Annotated in this window: 30 protein-coding genes and 2 riboswitches; of the genes, 22 read left to right on the top strand and 8 right to left on the bottom strand. The window is 51.9% G+C overall.

Annotation, left to right across the window (positions count from 1 at the left end; genetic code table 11):
- A partial coding sequence (locus tag EDM58_RS21080; RefSeq protein ID WP_246000928.1) for a helix-turn-helix domain-containing protein occupies window positions 1-114 on the bottom strand: 114 nt, incomplete at its 3' end.
- Window positions 115-356: 242 nt separating this feature from the next.
- Entirely contained in the window at window positions 357-713 is a 357-nt protein-coding gene (locus tag EDM58_RS21075; protein WP_122915069.1) for a VOC family protein, read from the bottom strand.
- 105 nt (window positions 714-818) lie between these two features.
- Between EDM58_RS21075 and EDM58_RS21070 the strand changes: the two genes are divergently transcribed.
- A complete protein-coding gene (locus EDM58_RS21070; RefSeq protein WP_122915068.1) occupies window positions 819-1508 on the top strand; it encodes a class I SAM-dependent methyltransferase in 690 nt (229 codons plus the stop codon).
- A 21-nt stretch (window positions 1509-1529) separates the two neighbouring features.
- Here the strand turns inward: EDM58_RS21070 and EDM58_RS21065 are convergent, their stop codons facing one another.
- The 3 genes from EDM58_RS21065 to EDM58_RS21055 form a co-directional block, all read right to left on the bottom strand.
- A complete protein-coding gene (locus EDM58_RS21065) occupies window positions 1530-1946 on the bottom strand; it encodes a hypothetical protein (protein ID WP_122915067.1) in 417 nt (138 codons plus the stop codon).
- A 72-nt stretch (window positions 1947-2018) separates the two neighbouring features.
- Complete coding sequence (locus EDM58_RS21060) at window positions 2019-2372, bottom strand: MmcQ/YjbR family DNA-binding protein (RefSeq protein WP_122915066.1); 354 nt, start codon at window positions 2370-2372, stop codon at window positions 2019-2021.
- Window positions 2373-2540: 168 nt separating this feature from the next.
- Window positions 2541-2753, bottom strand: coding sequence for a hypothetical protein (locus tag EDM58_RS21055; RefSeq protein WP_122915065.1), 213 nt, complete (start codon window positions 2751-2753; stop codon window positions 2541-2543).
- Between the two features lie 193 nt (window positions 2754-2946).
- Between EDM58_RS21055 and EDM58_RS21050 the strand changes: the two genes are divergently transcribed.
- Window positions 2947-3930, top strand: coding sequence for a bile acid:sodium symporter family protein (locus EDM58_RS21050; protein WP_122915064.1), 984 nt, complete (start codon window positions 2947-2949; stop codon window positions 3928-3930).
- A gap of 2 nt (window positions 3931-3932) precedes the next feature.
- Here the strand turns inward: EDM58_RS21050 and EDM58_RS21045 are convergent, their stop codons facing one another.
- Complete coding sequence (locus EDM58_RS21045; protein ID WP_122915063.1) at window positions 3933-4160, bottom strand: hypothetical protein; 228 nt, start codon at window positions 4158-4160, stop codon at window positions 3933-3935.
- Window positions 4161-4347: 187 nt separating this feature from the next.
- Between EDM58_RS21045 and EDM58_RS21040 the strand changes: the two genes are divergently transcribed.
- Entirely contained in the window at window positions 4348-4593 is a 246-nt protein-coding gene (locus EDM58_RS21040; protein WP_122915062.1) for a hypothetical protein, read from the top strand.
- A gap of 27 nt (window positions 4594-4620) precedes the next feature.
- The gene (locus tag EDM58_RS21035) at window positions 4621-4965 is read left to right on the top strand and encodes a DUF952 domain-containing protein (protein ID WP_122915061.1); all 345 of its coding nucleotides are present in this window, start codon (window positions 4621-4623) and stop codon (window positions 4963-4965) included.
- A 9-nt stretch (window positions 4966-4974) separates the two neighbouring features.
- On the opposite strand, the gene EDM58_RS21030 is transcribed toward EDM58_RS21035, so the two are convergent.
- Entirely contained in the window at window positions 4975-5193 is a 219-nt protein-coding gene (locus tag EDM58_RS21030) for a hypothetical protein (protein WP_122915060.1), read from the bottom strand.
- 140 nt (window positions 5194-5333) lie between these two features.
- On the opposite strand from EDM58_RS21030, the gene tlp reads away from it, so the two are divergent.
- The 10 genes from tlp (at window position 5334) to EDM58_RS20980 (ending at window position 13610) form a co-directional block, all read left to right on the top strand.
- On the top strand, window positions 5334-5549 hold the full coding sequence (gene tlp / locus EDM58_RS21025) for a small acid-soluble spore protein Tlp (protein WP_023556931.1): 216 nt from the start codon (window positions 5334-5336) through the stop codon (window positions 5547-5549).
- A 147-nt stretch (window positions 5550-5696) separates the two neighbouring features.
- Window positions 5697-6803 (top strand): tRNA 2-thiouridine(34) synthase MnmA, encoded by a 1107-nt coding sequence (mnmA, locus tag EDM58_RS21020; RefSeq protein ID WP_023556930.1) that lies wholly within the window; start codon window positions 5697-5699, stop codon window positions 6801-6803.
- Window positions 6804-6828: 25 nt separating this feature from the next.
- Window positions 6829-7161, top strand: coding sequence for a hypothetical protein (locus EDM58_RS21015; RefSeq protein ID WP_122915059.1), 333 nt, complete (start codon window positions 6829-6831; stop codon window positions 7159-7161).
- Between the two features lie 31 nt (window positions 7162-7192).
- On the top strand, window positions 7193-7705 hold the full coding sequence (locus EDM58_RS21010) for an ACT domain-containing protein (protein ID WP_122915058.1): 513 nt from the start codon (window positions 7193-7195) through the stop codon (window positions 7703-7705).
- A 78-nt stretch (window positions 7706-7783) separates the two neighbouring features.
- A riboswitch (cobalamin riboswitch) is annotated at window positions 7784-7979 on the top strand.
- A gap of 146 nt (window positions 7980-8125) precedes the next feature.
- Window positions 8126-8491 (top strand): class Ib ribonucleoside-diphosphate reductase assembly flavoprotein NrdI, encoded by a 366-nt coding sequence (nrdI, locus tag EDM58_RS21005; RefSeq protein WP_122915079.1) that lies wholly within the window; start codon window positions 8126-8128, stop codon window positions 8489-8491.
- Window positions 8478-10562, top strand: coding sequence for a class 1b ribonucleoside-diphosphate reductase subunit alpha (gene nrdE, locus EDM58_RS21000; protein WP_122915057.1), 2085 nt, complete (start codon window positions 8478-8480; stop codon window positions 10560-10562). Before nrdI ends, nrdE begins: the two co-directional genes overlap by 14 nt.
- A gap of 32 nt (window positions 10563-10594) precedes the next feature.
- Entirely contained in the window at window positions 10595-11551 is a 957-nt protein-coding gene (nrdF, locus tag EDM58_RS20995) for a class 1b ribonucleoside-diphosphate reductase subunit beta (RefSeq protein WP_122915078.1), read from the top strand.
- 61 nt (window positions 11552-11612) lie between these two features.
- The gene (locus EDM58_RS20990; protein WP_122915056.1) at window positions 11613-11921 is read left to right on the top strand and encodes a thioredoxin family protein; all 309 of its coding nucleotides are present in this window, start codon (window positions 11613-11615) and stop codon (window positions 11919-11921) included.
- Window positions 11922-11986: 65 nt separating this feature from the next.
- On the top strand, window positions 11987-13270 hold the full coding sequence (locus tag EDM58_RS20985; protein ID WP_122915055.1) for a glycoside hydrolase family 18 protein: 1284 nt from the start codon (window positions 11987-11989) through the stop codon (window positions 13268-13270).
- A 97-nt stretch (window positions 13271-13367) separates the two neighbouring features.
- Window positions 13368-13610 carry a 50S ribosomal protein L7ae gene (locus tag EDM58_RS20980; protein WP_122915054.1) on the top strand — a complete coding sequence of 81 codons (243 nt, stop codon included), beginning with the start codon at window positions 13368-13370 and terminating at the stop codon, window positions 13608-13610.
- Here the strand turns inward: EDM58_RS20980 and EDM58_RS20975 are convergent.
- Window positions 13607-13993 carry a DUF2203 domain-containing protein gene (locus tag EDM58_RS20975; protein ID WP_122915053.1) on the bottom strand — a complete coding sequence of 129 codons (387 nt, stop codon included), beginning with the start codon at window positions 13991-13993 and terminating at the stop codon, window positions 13607-13609. The two genes, EDM58_RS20980 and EDM58_RS20975, sit on opposite strands and share 4 nt — an antisense overlap.
- A gap of 100 nt (window positions 13994-14093) precedes the next feature.
- Here EDM58_RS20975 and EDM58_RS20970 point away from each other — a divergent pair, with 100 nt between their 5' ends.
- The 8 genes from EDM58_RS20970 (at window position 14094) to EDM58_RS20935 (ending at window position 20566) form a co-directional block, all read left to right on the top strand.
- On the top strand, window positions 14094-15302 hold the full coding sequence (locus EDM58_RS20970) for an alanyl-tRNA editing protein (protein WP_122915052.1): 1209 nt from the start codon (window positions 14094-14096) through the stop codon (window positions 15300-15302).
- A gap of 58 nt (window positions 15303-15360) precedes the next feature.
- Complete coding sequence (kapB, locus tag EDM58_RS20965) at window positions 15361-15744, top strand: kinase-associated lipoprotein KapB (RefSeq protein WP_122915051.1); 384 nt, start codon at window positions 15361-15363, stop codon at window positions 15742-15744.
- A gap of 37 nt (window positions 15745-15781) precedes the next feature.
- Window positions 15782-15892: riboswitch (TPP riboswitch) on the top strand.
- A gap of 205 nt (window positions 15893-16097) precedes the next feature.
- The gene (gene thiS, locus EDM58_RS20960; RefSeq protein ID WP_122915077.1) at window positions 16098-16301 is read left to right on the top strand and encodes a sulfur carrier protein ThiS; all 204 of its coding nucleotides are present in this window, start codon (window positions 16098-16100) and stop codon (window positions 16299-16301) included.
- 5 nt (window positions 16302-16306) lie between these two features.
- Window positions 16307-17077 carry a thiazole synthase gene (locus tag EDM58_RS20955; RefSeq protein WP_122915050.1) on the top strand — a complete coding sequence of 257 codons (771 nt, stop codon included), beginning with the start codon at window positions 16307-16309 and terminating at the stop codon, window positions 17075-17077.
- 2 nt (window positions 17078-17079) lie between these two features.
- Window positions 17080-18363: an acetylornithine deacetylase gene (locus EDM58_RS20950; RefSeq protein WP_122915049.1), complete on the top strand. Its 1284-nt coding sequence runs from the start codon at window positions 17080-17082 to the stop codon at window positions 18361-18363.
- A gap of 7 nt (window positions 18364-18370) precedes the next feature.
- The gene (gene tenA / locus EDM58_RS20945) at window positions 18371-19039 is read left to right on the top strand and encodes a thiaminase II (protein ID WP_122915048.1); all 669 of its coding nucleotides are present in this window, start codon (window positions 18371-18373) and stop codon (window positions 19037-19039) included.
- Window positions 19036-19818 carry an ABC transporter ATP-binding protein gene (locus tag EDM58_RS20940; RefSeq protein ID WP_122915047.1) on the top strand — a complete coding sequence of 261 codons (783 nt, stop codon included), beginning with the start codon at window positions 19036-19038 and terminating at the stop codon, window positions 19816-19818. The genes tenA and EDM58_RS20940 overlap by 4 nt, the downstream gene beginning before the upstream one ends.
- Complete coding sequence (locus EDM58_RS20935) at window positions 19811-20566, top strand: ABC transporter permease (protein ID WP_122915046.1); 756 nt, start codon at window positions 19811-19813, stop codon at window positions 20564-20566. Before EDM58_RS20940 ends, EDM58_RS20935 begins: the two co-directional genes overlap by 8 nt.
- Window positions 20567-20572: the final 6 nt, after the last annotated feature.

Below are 20572 nucleotides of genomic sequence, written 5' to 3'. Positions count from 1 at the left end.
AAAAGTCATATCTAGATATTTATAGACCGTGTTCCTCGACAGATCCAATTTCCTTGCGATGGCTGCCACCTTAAATCCTTGCTCTTTTAATTGATGAACCTGAAGATACAACAGTAATTTTTCCACCTTTCCCATCCCCCAGCCAAGCTATGTTGAACAAGTAATCATAGCTTAACTGGGTTACCAAGTGAAAGAAAAAAGTGTTCATTTCTATTTGGCGGATACTGTTGAATTTAGTTTAGCAGTTACAACTGTTGGCTCTTGCTCTTGATCCCGTCGTTTTGAACGCATCCTGCACACCGCCTTTTTGATTAGAGTGTGAACATCCAGTTGTTCTTATGCCAAAAAGATGGGATTTAGCAGCGGCAGACCATCAGTACATTGCCATCCGGATCTGTAAAGTTGAACCAGTGACCGTTTTCAATGCCCGTGAGAACCTCTACTCCTTTTTCCTGCAAGGATTGATAGACTAGCTCGATATTGTCGCAATTGAAATGAAAAAGGGGAGTGTTTCGCCGCGATTCCGGGTCATAGATCTTGCTGTCCAGCACCAAACCCGTATCGCCTTCCAGCGGGAGAACATACAAATGCCCATGTAAAATCTCACCCGTTTCTGGCAAATCCAAGAGCTTGCAGTACCAAGACTTTGCTTTCTCAATATTGCTGACGGGAATAAAAACAGTCCCGATGCGATTCATGAGTTTACGCGACATGAACACTTCCTCCTCTTATGCAAGTATAAAGCGATTGTCAAGAAATCTATCCTTCCCATGGAGAATGACGTATACTTTCATCATACATATCGGGGAGGGAAAAGCATGAAGGATCTGGAACGCCAATTGGAGCAGAGTTGGATCACCAATGCAGAGGCATGGACACAATCCGTGCGAGAAAAACAGATTGAAAGCCGGAAGCTGGTGACAGATCAGGCGGTGATTCAGGAGGTTGCAAGGCATCGGCCAGTCAAAGTCCTCGACGTCGGTTGCGGGGAAGGGTGGTTAGTCCGTGCACTGGCTGAAAAAGGCATGGAGGTAGTCGGCATCGATGGGAGTAACGAATTGATCAAACAGGCCCAAGAGTCCGGCGGTGGCATTTTTTATACCGTCAACTATACAGATTTATGTAACAATCCCAAGCAAGTAGGGGATCAATTCGACGCGATCGTCTGCAATTTCTCCATTCTTTCGGAAGTCATCGTGCCCTTGCTGCAGGCTCTTTCCGGGCTTCTTTCCAAGCAGGGAGTTCTCATCATCCATACGCTGCATCCGTTCGCTGTGACGGAAAAAGAGCGGTACGAAGATGGGTGGAGAAAAGAAAACTTCCAAGGGATGGGAGAAGGTTATCAAGCGGAGATGCCTTGGTATTTTCGTACGATGAGCTCCTGGCTCAACGATCTGCATCATGCCGGGCTCCGATTGGTCCATTGCAAAGAACCCATCCATCCTCAAACAGGAAAGCCGCTTTCTTTACTGCTGACTGCGCAAAAAGCTGCTGATCATGAGAACTAGCAATTTGTTTAACCAGTAATGCTACGGACTTTTTTGAAAGCAGTACAGCAAAAAATAGCCAAAGGCGATCCCGCAGACCATTTGCAGATTCTGAACGGTAACAAAAAAAGAAAATACCGAAAAATACGGTCCGACCGGTGAAAAGAGTATGCAAACAGAAAGAGTGCCCAATAGTGTTGGGATGCCGACAGTGACAAACAGAATCCAGTCAAATTTCCATGGACCATAGCTTCGGAATGTTCGGACAAACGAAGGAAGAGCAAGGAAAATGCCGATCAGGATCGGGTATAGCGTGTTGTACCATAAATAGGGCCAATATTCAAATGTCATTTTCCGATGTTCCAGTAGGACAGCATCATAATAAAAGAGAAGCCATAAACCGAATATCAGGAGCGCCGTATAGAGCAGATAACCTGCAACTCGGATACTTGTTTTCACAAACATCTCCTCCAGCCTGTTGCCATTCGTGGGTTGCAAGGGCTGTTCTTTACCAACTAATGTGAGTATTCATTACATGAATAACTCATCCCGAACGGCTTTTTTTAGTCCTTTCACAACCAGTTGATAGGAAAGATCGATCCAGCCCTTCACTTCCTCCGCTGGGAGGGTTCCATCCATTTCGACGGTGTTCCAATGTCGTTTGTTCAGATGGTAGCCGGGCTTGACTGCGTCATATTGGGCACGCAGCAATTCAGAAAATTCCGGTTCGCCCTTCAAGCTGATATGCGGGATCTGCTCTTTTGCTGTGAGCAAGGCAAACATTTTGCCGCCAACCTTGATCACATGTGTGTCATCCCCAAAAGGGAAGTCTTCGATCGCACCGGGCTTAGATAAGCAATATCGACGCAGTTGCTGAAAATCCATTCTTCATCCCCCATTTTCTACTGTAGAATCGAAATTTCCAAAAGTTCCCTACCATTCCTACTATGAAGGGCGGGCAAGATTTTTGCAACGCTGATTTTCAGCAGGGGAGGCGGGAGCAGGACAAAGCTAGAGGTCACCTGATGCATCTCAGGTGACCTCGATTTTTCCTTATACTTCGCGGTGCTCGGGGTGCATGTCGATGGCCCGAAGCTCATCCTTGGCCTTTTCGACTAGCGTCTGGTAATCCCTCACAACCTCCGTAAGAGCCGTTACGGATTCCTGATAATCCGGTTCGTTGCAAATCCCATCTATTGCGCGATGCAAGTGATACATCTTGTTTTCAGTTCTGCGAATAAACTCTGCCCATTCCATTCCGTTCATCTTCGCGCCTCCTTTCCAATCATAGCCTTTACCTGTTTAAAAAAAGTATGCAGAAAGGCGAAGCGGAATGGAGAAAAGCTTGCCGCTTTGGCAACTTCATGGTAACATACCTGACATCTAAACTACTTTGTCCCGTTATCCAAGCCTTTTTTTGTAGGAGGGGGAGAGAGCGCAATCGAGGTGCAAGACGGAAATGCTTGTCAAATTGAATCATTTTTTAGAAAAAATCATGCCCATCTTGACACCTGGCAGTGTAGTCATCGGGATTCTTGCGGAAAAAGCCTTGCAGCCCTATGCCTTCCTCAGTGCGTGGTTCTTTGCCTTCATGACATTTTCCGGAAGCTTGGGCGCTGGATTTCACGACTTTGCTCGCGTGCTGACACGTCCCTTGCCAATGATCGTCAACCTGGTGATCCTGCATGCGCTGATGCCCTTTTTGGCATGGGGGGCCGCCAGCCTATTTTTTCCGGATGAAGTAGATATTGTAACTGGATTTGTCCTGGCTGCGGTCATTCCGACGGGAGTCTCCAGCATGTTATGGACGTCCATCTACGCAGGGAATATGGCGTTGACGCTATCCATCATCCTGATTGACACGATGCTGTCCCCCTTGTTGGTGCCACTGGGCTTGTCTCTGTTTGTCGGGGCCAATGTAGAGATGGATCTCGGTTCGATGATGAAAGGGATGCTGTATATGGTCGTCCTTCCTTCTCTGGCCGGGATGGCGCTCCATCAAATCACCGGAGGCAAGGTAAAGCAAACACTGGCACCCCGTCTCGCTCCGTTTACCAAGCTGAGCATGGGCGTGATTGTAGCTATGAACAGCTCGGTGGTGGCTCCTTATTTGTCTAAAGTAGATGCAAAGCTGATCGGCATGGCCGGACTCGTGCTTGCTCTGTCTATTCTCAGCTACCTGGTTGGATGGCTCGCGGCACGTTTGTTCGGCTGGCGCAGGGATGTCATCGTTACGCTTACCATTAACAGCGGCATGCGCAATATCGGGGCAGGGACTGTTATGGCGATTGCCTATTTTCCGCCGCTCGTCGCCTTGCCCGTCGTACTGGCTACCTTGTTCCAGCAATCGCTTGCGGCCATCTTCGGACAATTCCTGCGCCTTGTGGAGAAAGAGCAAGCATCTGGACAAGCCGAAGAAGAGCTGCCCAAGGCTGCGGGATAGCTTCAGGCTTGGTCGTAGGGGATTGCGTCTCGTTGAAACAGCTTGCTCACCATGCCGTAGAGGCGTGCAGGCAGATTGGGAAACACGATCCGATACATGTCGGCCCCTTCTTGCAGCAAAGCGATGGGGGCTTCGACTTCGTAAGGGATCTTCATCAGGTCGAGCATGTTTTTGTACTCATCTACATTTCGTTTGTCGACTGTATAGTAGAAAGCTTTTTCTGCTTTCATGGCGGCACACTCCTTTTCAAGTAGTGTAACATAAGCAAAGCGGCGGATCGAACGCACCATAACATTTGTTATGTAAACAACGTGGCGCTGGAAGAGCTAAGGACTTGGCATGATCAAAAAATGCTGGCAAAATAAGAACGAAAGTTGAAACTGGAAAGCGAAACGGAAAGAGGAACGGAGGGTTCCTATGAAAATTGCTCTGCATCAGATCGCCTATCAGATCGGGATTCACCCTACAGAACTGGCGAAGCTCGTCTATGACGGGGAGATTACTGGCGAGGTGCCGGATCGCAACCCGCAGTCCAAGGACGCATGGGTGGATCTGCATTCGTTGCGGAATTTCATTCAGTGGCGCTATGACCAGGGACGAATGGAGGAACTGGTCTACGGAAAATCGATTCGTCACATTGATAGATGGTTGTCACGAAAATAAGGCTTGGTAGAAAATGGAGGGGCGAAAATGAATACGATCTATTGCTTGGTGCCAAGCGCTTACTGGCAGCAATGGGAAGGAAAAAAGGAGTATTTTCCGCGTGATTACGAACAGGAAGGATTTATTCATGCGACAAAAGGGGACGAGCTGCTGGAAGTGGTGGCAAATCGCGTCTATCCCGATTTTGCGGACGAATTGCTGGTTCTCGTAGTAGACGAACAAACCTGTACAGCCCCTGTCAAATATGAACAGGCGAAAGACGGGCTCCTGTATCCGCATATCTACGGCGGGTTGAATCAAGACGCGATCATCGATGTGAGAAAGATGGAGCGTGTTCAGGATCGCTGGAGATTGGGCCAGTCCATCCGCTGAGCTTGAGCTTTATTCAAAGTGGTACAAATTTAGCAGGTCAAGTACCTCCTGGCGCTTGGCCGGAGGCAATTGATCCAGCCTGCGCAGAAGGTAGCCGATTCGGAGCCTTTGCTCTTCCTCTGATTCGGGCTTTTTGCTGCCCTTGATCCATTGTCTTTTCAATTTCACGGATTCTGTATCTGTGATGATGCGAAGCAGTTTTCGCTCGAGCAAATCCAGGGAAGCCATTGTGTTCTAACCTTCTTTTCGTCTAAAGTAAGGGGTGCCGGCACCGACAATTATAGCATGCTCGATACATAAAGGGACCTGTCTTGGCGCAAAATGGGAGAGGAATAGCCCATAACATGCGAAAAGAAGGAGTGTACGACATGCCAAAACCGGACGATCGCTCGGACAACGTGGAAAAACTGCAGGACATGCTTCAGGACACAGAGCAGAACATTCGGGAATCACAGGACTATCTTCGCGCCCACGGCGATGAGATCTCTGCGAAGGAAAAGCAGGATATTGAGGAGAAAAACCAGCGCCGTGAAGAAAGCATCGATGGTTTTCGGGCCGAGATTCAGGACGAGGCTTCTCAATAATCGAACAGATTCGATGCGCCTGTTGCAATCATGCGACGGGCGCTTTTTATAAGATCGTTTTCTAATAAATATACTCCAAGACATGATTTGTTCCGCAAAACATGGTAATCTGTTAAAGGAACGAATCCAGAATAGAGGAGAAAGACCATGAAACGACCAGAAGATACACGCGTTGTAGTCGGCATGTCTGGCGGAGTCGACTCCTCCGTGACGGCTTACCTGCTCAAACAGCAGGGATATGACGTCATCGGCATCTTTATGAAAAACTGGGATGACACCGATGAATTCGGCCATTGCACGGCGGAAGATGACTTTCAGGATGTCCGGCGCGTCTGTGAACAAATTGATATTCCGTATTACACGGTGAATTTTGAAAAAGAGTACATGGATAAAGTATTCCAGTACTTTTTGGATGAATATAAGCGCGGGCGCACTCCCAACCCAGATGTCATGTGCAACCGCGAGATCAAATTTGGCGAGCTTCTGGCCAAAGTGATGGATCTCGGAGCTGATTATATCGCGACGGGACATTACGCCCAGGTGAAGTACATCGATGGCGAGTACAAGCTGTTGCGCGGCGTCGACAACAACAAGGACCAGACCTATTTTCTCAACGTTCTGGGCCAGGAGCAATTGTCCAAGACGATGTTTCCGATCGGGCATTTGCCCAAGCCGCAAGTGCGGGAGATCGCACAACAAGCAGGGCTGGCGACCGCGAAGAAAAAGGACAGCACCGGCATCTGCTTTATCGGGGAACGGAATTTCCGTGAATTCCTGCAAAACTATCTCCCGGCGAAAAAAGGGACCATCGAGACAGTCGATGGGATCGTGATCGGGGAACATGACGGCTTGATGTACTATACGCTGGGGCAGCGCCAGGGGCTGGGTATCGGCGGCGGACATGGCACCACCGGCGAGCCATGGTTTGTCGTCGACAAGGATCTGGAGCGCAATGTCCTGATCGTAGGAGAAGGAGCGAACCATCCGCGGCTGTTTTCAACCAGTTTGATCGCGACGGATGTGAATTGGGTGAGCGACAACAAACCACGGGAATCCTTCACCTGCACAGCCAAATTCCGTTACCGCCAGCCTGATCAGCAAGTTACTGTGCACCTGCTCGGCGACGACCGTGTGGAAGTTGTCTTTGACCAGCCGCAAAAAGCAGTGACACCGGGACAGGCAGTGGTCTTCTACGACCAGGAGGTATGCCTGGGAGGCGGCACCATCGACAAGGTAACCTTATTAGATAGATAGAAATAGCGTGTAGGGGGAGCTATTCATGGAGGCAACGAAAAAATCAAAAGTGATCATCCTCTCTTTTTTGATCGGGTCTATTGTGATCGGGGTTCTTGCTTACGTCGGAATGGCGATTGGCGGGAATGAAGCGGTTGCCCTGATCCACAAGACCATTGAGGAAAGAGGGGGAACGGTGGCATCAGGCGGCATCATGGCTGTGCCGTTGGATGAAAGTCCTTTTGAAAAAAGCGGCAAGGGCAACACGATTTTTAAAATCGAATACACCAAGGATGGAAAAGCGTACACGGCCTTTTACCGCTCGAAAAATCAGTCCTCGATCATCTCCGAGCAAGAAGAATGGATTTTTGCCGAATAGACAAAAACAAAATGGGAGAGTGTGATTGCACATGAGCCAACTTTCTGGACTCCGTAAACTCGCGCAGCTGATCGCACGGATCGAGCCAGCTTATACTGCCGGCTCCATCTCCATCCTGTCTCATGAGAACAAGGAGGAGATCGCAGCCCTGCTGCTTGAGGGATTGGGTGCCAAGTTGCCCGTCCAGCACAGTTCGGGTGAGTATGCGAATCATCTGGCGGTGTTCAAGGCTGGGGGCAACAAGTATACGTTTGCCCAAGATTTTCGAGAGGTGTATGTAAGCGAGATCAACTACTGTGCGTGCCGGATACCGCCTGGCGCTCATGGACTGCTGGTGCATCATATCGACTATCCCGGTGTGATCTACGACGTGTCGCAAATCCTGGCCAATCACGAGATCAACATTTCCAAGCTGAACGTGTCCCGGGAGCAGAAAGGAAAAAATGCCCTGCTCGTCTCTGTCACGGATGAAGGAATTACCTCCTCCGTCGTCCAGGAGATCGAACATTTGCCGCAGATCACAAAGGTGATTTCGTTGCAATAATAGAGAGCCGTCCGTTTCTTGCGGACGGTTTTTTTCTTGACTACCACGATATATTGATGTAAAGTAAATTCTACCAACTACATATTGATGCGTATAGGTGTCTAGCCGATTATTTCGGCAGACTTAATAGGGAAGCTCGGTGCAAATCCGGCGCGGTCCCGCCACTGTATACAGAGAGTGACGCTTGAACAACGCCACTGATTGAATGGATTGGGAAGGCAAAGCGGCACGATGATCTGTGAGCCAGGAGACCTGCCTAGACGTGAACACGATCAACCTACGGGAGATAGGGAAGTGTTTGAAGCGCTCGGTCGCCCGTACAGGGGCAGTCCTTTGGATTACTATGCGTATTCGACTCTTTCGACAAGTCGGATACGCTTTTTTCATGCCTCACAAAGATTTGGAAAGGAAGATGGAACGATGATGATCGCCTATGATTCAAGAACAGGCAACGTTCAACGTTTTGTAGACAAGCTGAAAGACCGTTTGCCAAGTGTGCAGATTCAGCCTGATATGAGGGTGGACGAGCCTTTTGTGCTGATTACGTATACGACTGGATTTGGGCAGGTGCCGGAAAAAGTAGAAGCGTTTCTAGCAGAAAATCACGCCTACCTTCGCGGCGTGGCTGCCAGCGGCAATCGGAACTGGGGGGCCAACTTTGCCAAAAGCGCCGATTGGATCGCGCAGCGTTATCGTGTTCCGGTCCTGGCCAAATTCGAGCTTTCAGGAACGACACGCGATCTCGAATCCTTTCAGAATGAGGTGACTTCCATTGCGGCATATTGAACTGAACAACCAACTCATGCAGCGTGGCAGCGACGGCTTTTTCCAGCTGGAGAAAGACCTGGAGGCTGTCGAGGTATTCATGGAAGAGGTGATGGCCAACACCCTGCACTTCGGAAGCGTCCGGGAAAGACTGGCCTACCTCATCGAAAACAATTTTTACGAGGATGTGTACAGCTCCTATTCGGATGAGCAGGTCGAAGAGGTTTTCGCCATTGCGCACGGCTTCAATTTCCGCTTTGCTTCGTATATGGCAATTTCCAAATTCTACAAGGATTATGCCTTGAAAACAGATGATAAAAAGTACTACCTGGAGCATTACCCGGATCGTGTAGCGATCGTCGCCTTGTCGCTGGCCAGAGGGGATGCCGACCTGGCGAAGCGCTTGACAGTCTCGATGATGGAACAGCGATTGCAGCCTGCTACGCCGACTTTTTTAAATGCAGGTAAAAGCCGCCGCGGTGAGATGGTTTCCTGCTTCTTGCTGGAGATGGACGATTCGCTCAACTCAATCAACTACATTCTGGGAACCTGCATGCAGCTCTCCAAAATCGGCGGGGGTGTAGCAGTCAACCTGTCCAAACTGCGCGGACGCGGCGAACCGATCAAAGGCGTCGAGGGTGCCGCCAAAGGGATTATGCCGGTCTTGAAGCTGCTGGAGGATGCTTTCTCCTATGCCGACCAGATGGGACAACGCAAAGGTTCGGGTGCCGCGTACTACAATATTTTCGGCTGGGACGTTAATGAATTCCTCGATAGCAAGAAAATCAACGCCGACGAAAAATCGCGGATCAAGACGCTGTCGATCGGCCTGATTGTCCCGAATATCTTCTACAAGCTCGCGGAGGAGAACAAGCCTCTGACCGTTTTCGCTCCCTATTCGGTCTACAAGGAGTACGGCGTCCACCTGGACGATCTGGATTTGGACGAGATGTACGAGGAACTGCTGGCCAATGAACGCGTGAAGAAGCAGACGGTCATGAGCGCCCGCGACATGCTGACCAAAATTGCCATGATCCAGTTGGAATCAGGCTATCCCTACATCATGAACAAAACCAATGCCAATCGCAACCATGCGCTCCGGGATATCGGCTCCGTCAAAATGTCCAATCTCTGCACGGAAATTTTCCAGCTGCAAGAGACATCCACGATCACAAACTACGGCGAGGAAGATATCATCCGCCGGGACATTAGCTGCAATCTGGCTTCCCTGAATATTGCCAATGTCATGGAGCACAAAAAAATTCGCGAATCGGTACGCGAGGGGATGGAGGCCATCACGGCGGTCAGCGACCTGACACGGGTGGAAAATGCGCCAGGGGTGCAAAAGGCCAACCGCGAGCTGCATTCGGTGGGACTTGGCGCCATGAATCTGAACGGCTATCTGGCGAAAAACAAAATTGCTTATGAAAGCGAGGAAGCAAAGGATTTTGTCCGCACCTTTTTCATGATGATGAACTACTACTCGCTGGAAAAAAGCATGGAAATCGCGAAAGAGACAGGTATGGCCTTCCTGGGATTCGAGCAGTCCGAATATGCGAAGGGCACTTACTTTGCCAAGTATCGGAGGGAATCGTACCATCCGCGCACGGAAAAAGGGAAACAGCTTTTTGAAGGGATCTACCTGCCGACGGCGGAGGATTGGTCACAGCTGGAGCAAAAGGTAAAGGAGCACGGCTTGTACCATGCGTACAGATTGGCGATCGCACCGACTCAAAGCATCTCCTACATCCAGAACGCCACATCGAGCGTCATGCCGATTGTCGATCATATCGAGACGCGGACGTACGCCAATTCCACGACGTATTATCCGATGCCGTACCTGTCGCCAGAGAACTATTTTACCTATAAGTCTGCCTATCATATCGATCCGTTCAAAGTGATTGACCTGATCGCAGAAATACAGGAGCATGTCGATCAGGGCATCTCGACGATTCTGCACGTCAATAGCAATATTTCTACGCGAGAACTGGCACGCTACTACATCTATGCGGCGAAAAAAGGCTTGAAATCGCTCTACTATACACGAACCAAGCATTTGACGGTGGAGGAATGCATCAGTTGTGCGATCTGACGCCGATGGAGAAGAAGGAGGAGAGAGACCAGGTGAAAGCAGTCAACTGGAACAGACCCGACGATGATTTTACGATGACCTTTTGGAACCAGAATATCATGCAGTTCTGGACAGACGACGAGATCCCGCTCTCGGACGATAAAATGGCTTGGCTGGAGCTGAGCGCAGCCGAGCGGGATACGTATAAAAAAGTACTCGGGGGGCTAACCCTGCTCGATACGGTACAGGGCGGAATCGGCATGCCCAAGATCCTGGAGCACGTGGACGGCTTGCAGCGAAAAGCGGTGTTGGGCTTCATGGGCATGATGGAGCAGATCCACGCCAAATCCTACAGCAGTATTTTTACCACCTTGGCAACGACAGAGGAGATCGACGGCATTTTTCGCTGGATTGAAAAAAATCCACGGCTGCAAACAAAAGCCGAATTGATCTCGAACTATTATCAAAATATCCACAGTCCCAAAGACTTGTATCTGGCGATGGTCGCCTCCGTCTTTCTGGAAAGCTATCTGTTTTACAGCGGTTTTTTCTATCCGTTGTTCCTGGCTGGTCAGGGCAAAATGACGAGCAGCGGCGAGATCATCGACCTGATCGTTCGGGACGAAAGCATCCACGGGCTGTATGTGGGCGTCTTGGCCCAGGAGGTATTCCAGAAGCTGAGTGTCGCGGAACAGGCGTCCGCCAAGGAGGAGCTGTACGCCTTGCTGGACAAGCTTCATGAAAACGAGATGGCCTACACGGCGGAGCTGTATTCCGGGATTGGCCTGACAGAAGAGGTTCAGGCTTACGTACGCTACAATGCCAACAAGGCTTTGATGAATCTGGGGCTCGAACCCTTGTTCCCCGAGGAGGAAGTAAACCCGATCGTGCTAAATGGAATTCGCACCCATACAAAGCAGCATGACTTTTTCTCCAAAAAAGGGAACGGCTATGTCCGGACGATTCATGTGGAGCCGCTGACAGATGATGATTTTCGCTTTGACTTGTGAGTGCTGCGTCCGCTATCGCGTATACTGGAAGAAGGTACGATTCGGATAGGAGAGAAATCAGATGGAAGAACTGCCACTGGACAAGCTCGATGAACGGCTTGCCGCGAAGGAATCCTTTGTCCTCTTCGTCTATACGCCGATGTGCGGCACCTGCAAGATCACGGGGCAGATGCTGCGCGTAGTGGAAGCTGCTTTGCCCGATGTCTCAATAGATCAGATCAACCTGAATACAGCGCCATCCCTGGCAGAAAAATGGCAGATTACCAGTGTCCCTGCTCTGCTGCTCATCCAGTCTGGTCAGGTACAGGAACGGTACTACGCCCTTCATTCGGCGGCTCATCTATACGATCTGCTGAAATCCTTCACCTAGACATACACCTACCGCCTTCTCCCTGAATACTAAGGAAAAGAGAGATTGTGCGAAGGAGGAGGAGCATGCAGATCTATGTGGTCGAAGAAGGACAGACCTTGCAGGATATTGCGAGAGAATTTGATACGTCAGCCGAGGAGATCGCAAGGGCAAACGAACTGCCTGATCCGAACAAGCTCGTCGTCGGACAGGCGCTTGTGATTCCGATCGTGGGAAGCTTTTACGTGGTGCAACAGGGGGATACCCTGTATACCATCGGTCAGCGATACCAGATCAGTGCCGCAGAACTGGCGAGGGTAAACGGAATATCGATGTACCGTCCCTTGTCCATTGGTCAGCGCTTGTACATTCCGCCCCGCCCCCGCCGGGCAGCGGATTTCGCTGCGTATGCCGAACCGCGGAGGACCGTCAGTCCTGCATTGGAGGCAGATGTTCGCAGAGCGGCACCTCATTTGACCTATCTGGCCCCGTTCAGTTTTCGGATCCAGCGGGATGGTACGCTCTCCCGGCCGCCGTTGAACGAATTTCCTGCCATTACTAAGGAAAATCAGGTCGTCATGATGTTTGTAGTGACCAATCTGGAAGGAGACCAATTCAGCTCGGAATTGGGCAGTCTCGTCCTGAACGATCAAGCCCTGCAGCAAAAGTTGCTGGACAATATCTTCGCAACAGCCCGGGAGTTGGGCTTTGGAGACATCCACTTTGACATGGAGGCGTTGCCAGCATCCGATCGGAACGCCTATGCCCAGTTTCTCAGGCGTGCCAAAGAGCGTGCCCAGGCTGCGGGAATGATGATGTCAGTCGCCGTCGCGCCGAAAACGAGCGCCGAGCAGCAAGGAAAATGGTACGCTGCCCATGATTACCGCCAGATCGGGGAGATTGCCGATTTCGTCGTCATCATGACCTACGAGTGGGGGTACAGCGGAGGTCCACCGATGGCTGTCTCGCCAATCGGCCCGGTGCGCAGGGTATTGCAGTATGCGAAGACGGAGATGCCCGCGGAGAAAATCATGATGGGGCAAAACCTGTACGGCTATGACTGGACGCTACCTTTCCAACCGGGAACGACTGCCAAGGCATTGAGCGCCCAAGGGGCAATCGCACTTGCAGCGAGGCAAAATGTGCCGATACAGTATGATGCCAGAGCGCAGGCTCCCTTTTTCGAGTACACAGACGATGAAGGCCGTCGTCATCAGGTGTGGTTTGAGGATGCGCGTTCGATCCAGGCTAAGTTTAATCTGGTTAAACAGATGGGATTGAGAGGCGTCAGCTACTGGAAATTGGGTTTGCCATTTCCGCAAAACTGGCTGCTGATCGAGTCCAATTTTCGCGTCCGAAAGAGAGCATAAGCAAAAAGGCGTACAGCTCCAGGGGCTTGTACGCCTTTTTTTCGCAGGACGAATCATGGTATGATGGCAAAAAGAGCAGTGAACAGGAGGTATCTTCATGGGAGAGTGCAGATTGAACCACACGGTGGATGATGTGCAAAAGAAACTGTCGGAGCAAGCCCCTTTTCTTCCGGGAGAACGCGCCGATCAGCTTGCGGCTTTGCTCGCGACGGATTTGACACAGGAGCAGTTGAATGAACTTTTTCACCTGTTGAAAAAATACGATCTGGCTACACCGGAAGAACGTTTGCAGCGAGACGCGAAAATGGGCGAGCTGCTTGCCTACATTGCAGGCTCCTAGTCCAGTTTTTTGCGGCCGATAAAGCCGTCATAAAGACCGTGATAGTGCTCGACAGCCTCTTCTCCTTCGCGCCAGCAAAGCAGGACTTCTTCACCGTTGAGAAGAGCGGGGAAGTCAACCAGCCCCACATCGATGTCCTTCACCTGGATTCCGCTGGCTGCCAAGTGCTGAAGACGCATCTGGGCTTCCATTTCCATGAATTCCAGCTTGCATTCCAGGGTGAACATGGCGTCGTCTGTCGCAGACTGCAATTTTTTCAAGTGCTCGCGTTCCCGATAGGTCTCTTGAAATTGGCTTTTTAGTCCTTGCAAATATGAGATTTCTTCTCGTACATATGGCAACAGTTGGTTCGCTTCTTCGGGCGTAAAATATTTTTTGCTCAACGAAATCGCCTCCCGCCCCCTATTATACGGGTACGGGCCGGCAGAGAAAATGGCTGGAGCACATTCGGACGATGGCAGACTCCAGCGGCAAGGAGTAAGGATGAAAGACAGACTGTATTATCAAGACGTTTACCAGCAAACCTTCACGGCTGCGATCACGAAACGAGGAGCCGAAGCGGATGGCACACCGTACGTTGTGCTAAGCCAAACGGCCTTTTACCCGACCGGGGGCGGACAGCCTGCCGACCAAGGCTACCTGGGAGAGATTCGGGTCGTCGACGTAGAAGAAATCGATGGGGAGATTCGCCACCGACTGGAAGGGCAGCTCCCCGAATCTTGGGAACAAGTAAACGGGCAGATTGATTGGGAGCGCCGATTTGACCATATGCAGCAACACGCCGGGCAGCATATTTTATCTGCCTCCTTCCGCGAGGTGGCTGGCGCCGAGACCGTAGCCTTCCATCTGGGAAGCGAGCGTGTCACGATTGATGTTCGATTGGATGAACTGACCCCTGACGTCTGGGAAAACGTAGAGCATCGCGCCAACCAGATTGTGCTGGAAAATCACCCGATCATCGCCCGTTTTGTCGAGGAGGAGGAATGGAAGGCATTGCCGCTTCACAAGCCGCCTACCGTCACGCAAGACATCCGCCTGGTGATGATTCCGGATTTTGATTACAATCCCTGCGGCGGAACGCATCCATCCCGTACCGGGGAAGTGGGGCTGATCAAGATACTGGGTTGGGAACGCCATCGCGGCAACGTACGGCTGGAATTTCTCTGCGGCTGGCGCGCCATGCGCGAGTATACGGTCAAACAGCGCAGGATCAGCGACGCAGTCCGACTGTTGGGAACCAATGAAGCCGAACTCGGCACAGAGCTGGAGCGCTTGCTGGCGGAGCGTGACGCACTCAAGCAAGCTCTGCAAGAAAAAGAGCGGCTGCTGCTGGCAGAAGAGGTTCGCCAAGCGCTGGCCGAAGCGACTCCTGTAGGGGGGTATCGTCTGTTGCAAAAAGGCTTTGCCGACAGGACGATCCAGCAATTGCAACAATTTGCCCAACAGGTGAACGCGCAAGCCACGGATGTCATATCGTTGTTGGCGACGACCGGAGAGAAGCGGCAGCTTGTCTTTTCACGCGGTCAGAATGTGTCTGTTGCCATGAATCAACTGATGAAAGAGGTACTGCCAGCAATCGATGGCAAAGGCGGCGGGAGCCCGGCGGTCGCACAAGGTGGCGGTCAGGCAAATCTTGCAGCGGAAGAAGTGCTTGCCTTGGCCCGCCAAAAACTGGAGGAGCTTATGCGATAGCACAATGCCAGTCTGGGCAGGATGCTTTCGGGCAAGACATGAGAAGGAGGACTAGAATATGAACTGGAATACGGGTGATATTGTCCGCGTGCCTTATAAAACAGGCGAATATGTAGCAGAGGTGTTGGAGAACCATGATGGCAAGCTGTTGGTGAAGGTTCTCGCTGTCACCAAATACCCGACCCAAGGAGACCTGCATACTTCCTACGAGGTAGATGTTCCCCTGTTTCACCAGCGTACCGCCTTGTCCTATCTGGAGAAGTTTTATGTTCCTGGACAATCCGTGATTCGCTACAATGCTGCCATCCCCGATTACAAAGAGTCCGTCCGGATCGCACTGGAACGGGAGATGGAGAAAATGAAGAAAATGTCAGCGTGGGCGCAGCGTTGTCTCGTTGAACTGGAAAACATCCACAAGGAAGCCTTTACAAACAGCAAATAGCATGGTACGGTATAGGCGTAGTACACAACCGCATAGTTCTTTACCAAACGGGGGCCGAGCATAGTCGGCTGAGATTGTAACGAATGCGTTACTGACCGTTGAACCTGACCTGGGTCATGCCAGCGGAGGAAGAGGTAGACGAAATCATTTCGGCTAGATGGAAGAGATCGCTTGAATTGAGCGTATCTGTTTCATATGGCATAGAGGATCGAATCCAACCATCCCGGCGGCGGATGGTTTTTTTCATTCGTCCGGATATTTTGGATATACAGCTTCTTTCGCATGACTGGGTGGTCCCAGCGGCGGGGGAAGCTTTTTTCAGTTGTACGGGAGAAGGAGGAGATGGGGGCTTTATGCAGATCATTGTAAACGGAAAACAGGTCCCGCTGACGGATCAAGTGCGGACGATCCGTGATTTGCTCGATTCATACCAATTAATGGAAAAGATCGTGGTAGTCGAGCAGAACGGTACGATCATTGAACGTTCGCTGTATGAAAATCAGACGATTGCAGATGGCGATCGCATCGAGATTGTTCACTTCGTAGGGGGAGGATGACAGACATGGACGTATTGAAAATTGGAGCATACGAATTTCGTTCCCGCTTGCTTTTGGGAACCGGGAAGTTTGCTGATCTGGATACGCAAGGAAAGGCAGTGGAGGTATCCGGAGCGGAAATTCTCACCTTTGCTGTGCGCCGCCTGAATCTGGAAAACCCGCATGAGCCTCATTTTCTGGAAAGACTCGATCTGAAGCGCTTTACACTCTTGCCGAATACGGCCGGGGCATACACCGCAGAGGAAGCTGTACGCATCGCGCGTTTGGCGAAAGCTTCTGGATTGTGCGACATGATCAAGGTGGAGGTCATCGGAGACCAGCGAACCTTGCTGCCTGATCCGATCGGAACCCTGGAAGCATCGCGCATCCTGGTCGAGGAAGGGTTTACCGTGCTTACGTATACGAATGACGATCCGATCCTGGCAAGACGTCTCCAGGAGGTAGGCGTCCACGCCGTTATGCCGGGTGCCTCCCCGATCGGCTCAGGTCAAGGCATCATCAATGAGAACAACCTGCGTTTTATCATCGAGGAAGCAAAGGTTCCCATCATCGTGGATGCGGGCATCGGCTCTCCGGCAGATTGCGCCAAAGCCATGGAGCTGGGAGCGGACGGTGTATTGCTCAACACGGCAGTAGCATTGGCCGATGACCCGGTGCTGATGGCAGAAGCGATGAAGCTGGGCGTGGAAGCAGGCCGCAAAGGGTTCTTGGCAGGCCGCATTCCGAAAAAGCGCTACGCCTCCGCAAGCAGCCCGACAGAAGGGATGATTGAATAGCGATGGATCGATTGCGTGAAGCGGTGGCTGCCATCGCCCAGCGGCAGGATGAGATGTTCGATCTGCTGCAGACGCTGGTCTCCCATCCGACGGTCAGCCCTCCAGCCCGAAACAGCGACGCCGCGCAACAAGTGCTGACGGAAGAATTGCAGAAGCTGGGGTTTGAAGTGGATCGCTGGACGGTGTATCCAGGGGACGATAACGTCGTGGGGCGATTGACCGGCACAGCGCCGCAAAAAGCAAAGAGTCTGATCGTCAACGGCCACATCGACGTAGCGGAGGTCGGGGATGATGCAGCCTGGACACATCCGCCATTCTCCTTGACTCGTGGAGAGGATGGCCGCCTGTACGGAAGAGGGGTCTCGGATATGAAGGGCGGTCTCGCCGCCAGCCTGTTTGCAATCAAAATGCTGCGCGAGTACGGTGTAAGCCTGCAGGGCGATCTGATTTTCCAATCCGTGATCGGCGAAGAAGCGGGAGAAGCAGGAACGCTGGTTGCCATCGAGAGGGGCTATACGGCTGACTATGCGGTGGTTGTGGATTCGAGCGATCTGCACATCCAAGGCCAGGGCGGTGTGATCACCGGGTGGATTACGGTCGAAAGCCCGGAGACCCTGCACGATGGCATGCGAGCAAGGACGATCCATGCTGGAGGCCGCGTTCACGGCGCGTCAGCCATTGAAAAAATGGCGAAGATCCTGGCGGCATTGCAGGATTTGGAACGGCATTGGGCGGTCATGAAGTCGTACCCTGGCTTTCCTCCCGGCACTACGACCATTAATCCGGCAGTGATTGAAGGTGGCCGTCACGCTGCCTTTATCGCAGACCGCTGCTCCTTGTGGATTACGGTTCACTTTTACCCGAACGAATCGTATGAAGAGGTCGTCAAGGAGATTGAGGATCATGTCAATCGGGCCGCTGCTGCTGATGTCTGGCTCCGCGAGAATCCCCCTTCTTTTCGATGGGGAGGGCGTTCCATGATTGAGGAGCGCGGCGAAATCTTCCCATCTCTGGAGCTGGATTTGGAACATCCTGCCCTCGCCGTACTGCAGGCAGCCTACGAGCAACAGTTCGGACATGCTCCCACAGTGGATATGTCCCCATCCGTTACGGATGCAGGCTGGTTCGCCCACGCAGGCATTCCTGCCGCCTTGTTTGGCCCTGGAGAACTGTCCCAAGCACATTCCGTTGACGAATCGATCGATCCGGAACAGCTAGTCAAGTTTGCGCAAATCATGGCTGTGTTTATCGCGACCTGGTGCAACCAGGAAAAAATGGAGGAGTGAGCGCATCGTGAAACCTTTTAGCCAAAGACTTTTGCAAAGCGTGGCGCCGATCTGGGAAAGCAAATACAAACATCCGTTCGTAATGGGGCTCGGAGATGGAAGTCTTCCGGTGGAATCATTCAAATTTTACATGAAGCAGGACTATGTCTATTTGATCGAATACGCCAAAATGTTTGCGCTTGGGAGCACAAAGGCATATGACCTGACGACCAGTGCGCGGTTTGCTCAGCTGCAAGAAGCGACATTGAACTATGAAATGTCGTTGCATCGCCAGTATGCGGAACGCTTTGGCATTACACGCGAGGAATTGGAAGCCACAGAGCCTTCCTTCGTCATGCTGGCGTATACCAGCTATATGTTGAAGGTTGCCCATGAAGGATCGTTGGCAGACCTGGTTAGCGCGCTATTGCCTTGCACCTGGAGCTACTGGGAGATCGGGAAGCGTCTGGCTGAAGTAGAAGGGGCCATGGACCACCCGCTGTACGGAGACTGGGTGCGGATGTACAGCTCTGATGAATTTGGCTCCCTGGCCATCTGGCTGATCGAGCTGATTGATCAGCTGGCCGAAGGGAAAAACGAGCAGGAGCTGGCGAGACTGGAAGAGCACTTCCTCATCACGTCGAAGATGGAGGTCCTTTTCTGGGATATGGCGTACAGGCAGGAAATGTGGCCGTGAACGAAAAGCTCGCATTCTCGCAGGTCGATTTTTCCTACGGGGAGAGAATGCTCCTGTCGTCCTTTGACCTGGTCGTGAAAAAAGGCGACTTTGTCAGCTTGATCGGACCGAGCGGCATCGGCAAAAGCACCCTGTTTCAACTGGCAGCGGGCCTTTTGCAGCCGCAGGCAGGAGAGATTCGCATCGACGGAGTCGCGACGAAGGAGCGATTGGGCAAAATCGGCTACATGCCGCAGAGCGATGCGCTGATGCCGTGGCGCACCGTAGTGGAAAATGCCGCTCTGCCGCTGGAAATTCAAGGTTGCTCCAAAAAAGAGGCGCAGCGGCGAGTGCGGGAAGAACTGCCGCGATACGGCCTGTCTGAGTGGGCGGATGCCTATCCCCATGAATTGTCGGGAGGCATGAGACAGCGTGTCTCGTTCCTTAGGGCGCTGCTGTTCGGGTCGGATCTGATGCTGCTGGACGAGCCGTTCAGCGCATTGGACGGCATCACGCGCCTGGAGCTTCAGGAGTGGCTGCTGCAGATGTGGCGGCAGACAGGAAGTACGATGATTTTGATTACACACGATATCGATGAAGCCATTCTGCTGGCAAATCGCGTCATCCTTCTGTCGGGTTCGCCGATTACCGCTCCCGTGGAGCGCGAAGTTCCGATTTCATACCCCCGCAGTACGGCTAGTCGCAATCTCCCGGCTTTTTTGGAATTGCGCGAGGAGATATGGAGGTTGTTGCGGCAAGCAGCAGGGGCGAGGGTACAGGGAGGCGTCGTTCATGGATAAAGGCAAGCGCGGTATATGGTTTGCGGCTTCGCTGCTCCTGTTTCTCGCGCTCTGGGAAGCGGTCTGCCGCTTGCTGGCGATCCCTCCTTTCATTCTTCCTCCGCCAAGCTCAGTGTTGCACGCCTTGTGGGAACTGCGGGAACCGCTCTTCGGACAGCATCTGTGGGCGACGCTGGAGGAAGTGCTCATCGGCCTCGGCATTTCGATTGTATTTGGAAGCCTGCTCGCGTTTGCCATGAACCGAAGCCGTTTGGTCGAGCGCATCGTTTACCCGTATATCGTGATATCGCAGACGATTCCGATCATCGCTCTCTCGCCCGTGTTTATTCTCTGGTTCGGTTATGACATCTCGGGGAAAATCGCCGTCACGGTGTTGTTTACCTTCTTTCCGATCGTCGTCACCACCTATGATGGTTTGCGCGGGACCGACCGGGAAATGATCCGATTGCTGCAGACGATGGGGGCAACTCCCTGGCAAATTTTCACGAAGCTGCAGCTGCCCTCGAGTCTTCCGGCTTTTTTCAGCGGGCTGAAGGTAGCGGCGACGTACAGCGTTTCCGGTGCAACAATCGGCGAATGGCTGGGGGCGAGCGAAGGGCTCGGCTATTTCGGGCGGCGGGCATCCGGCAATTTTCAAGCACCTGCTCTATTCGCATCCGTCCTGTTGTTATCCCTTCTCGGCATGCTGCTGTTCTGGCTCGTGGGATATATCGGGCAACGCTATATGCCACAGACTCGAAAAAAATAAAAAAAA

This window comes from Brevibacillus panacihumi (assembly GCF_003710985.1).
GTDB lineage: Bacteria > Bacillota > Bacilli > Brevibacillales > Brevibacillaceae > Brevibacillus > Brevibacillus panacihumi.
This window is presented reverse-complemented; position numbering and strand designations above follow the sequence as displayed.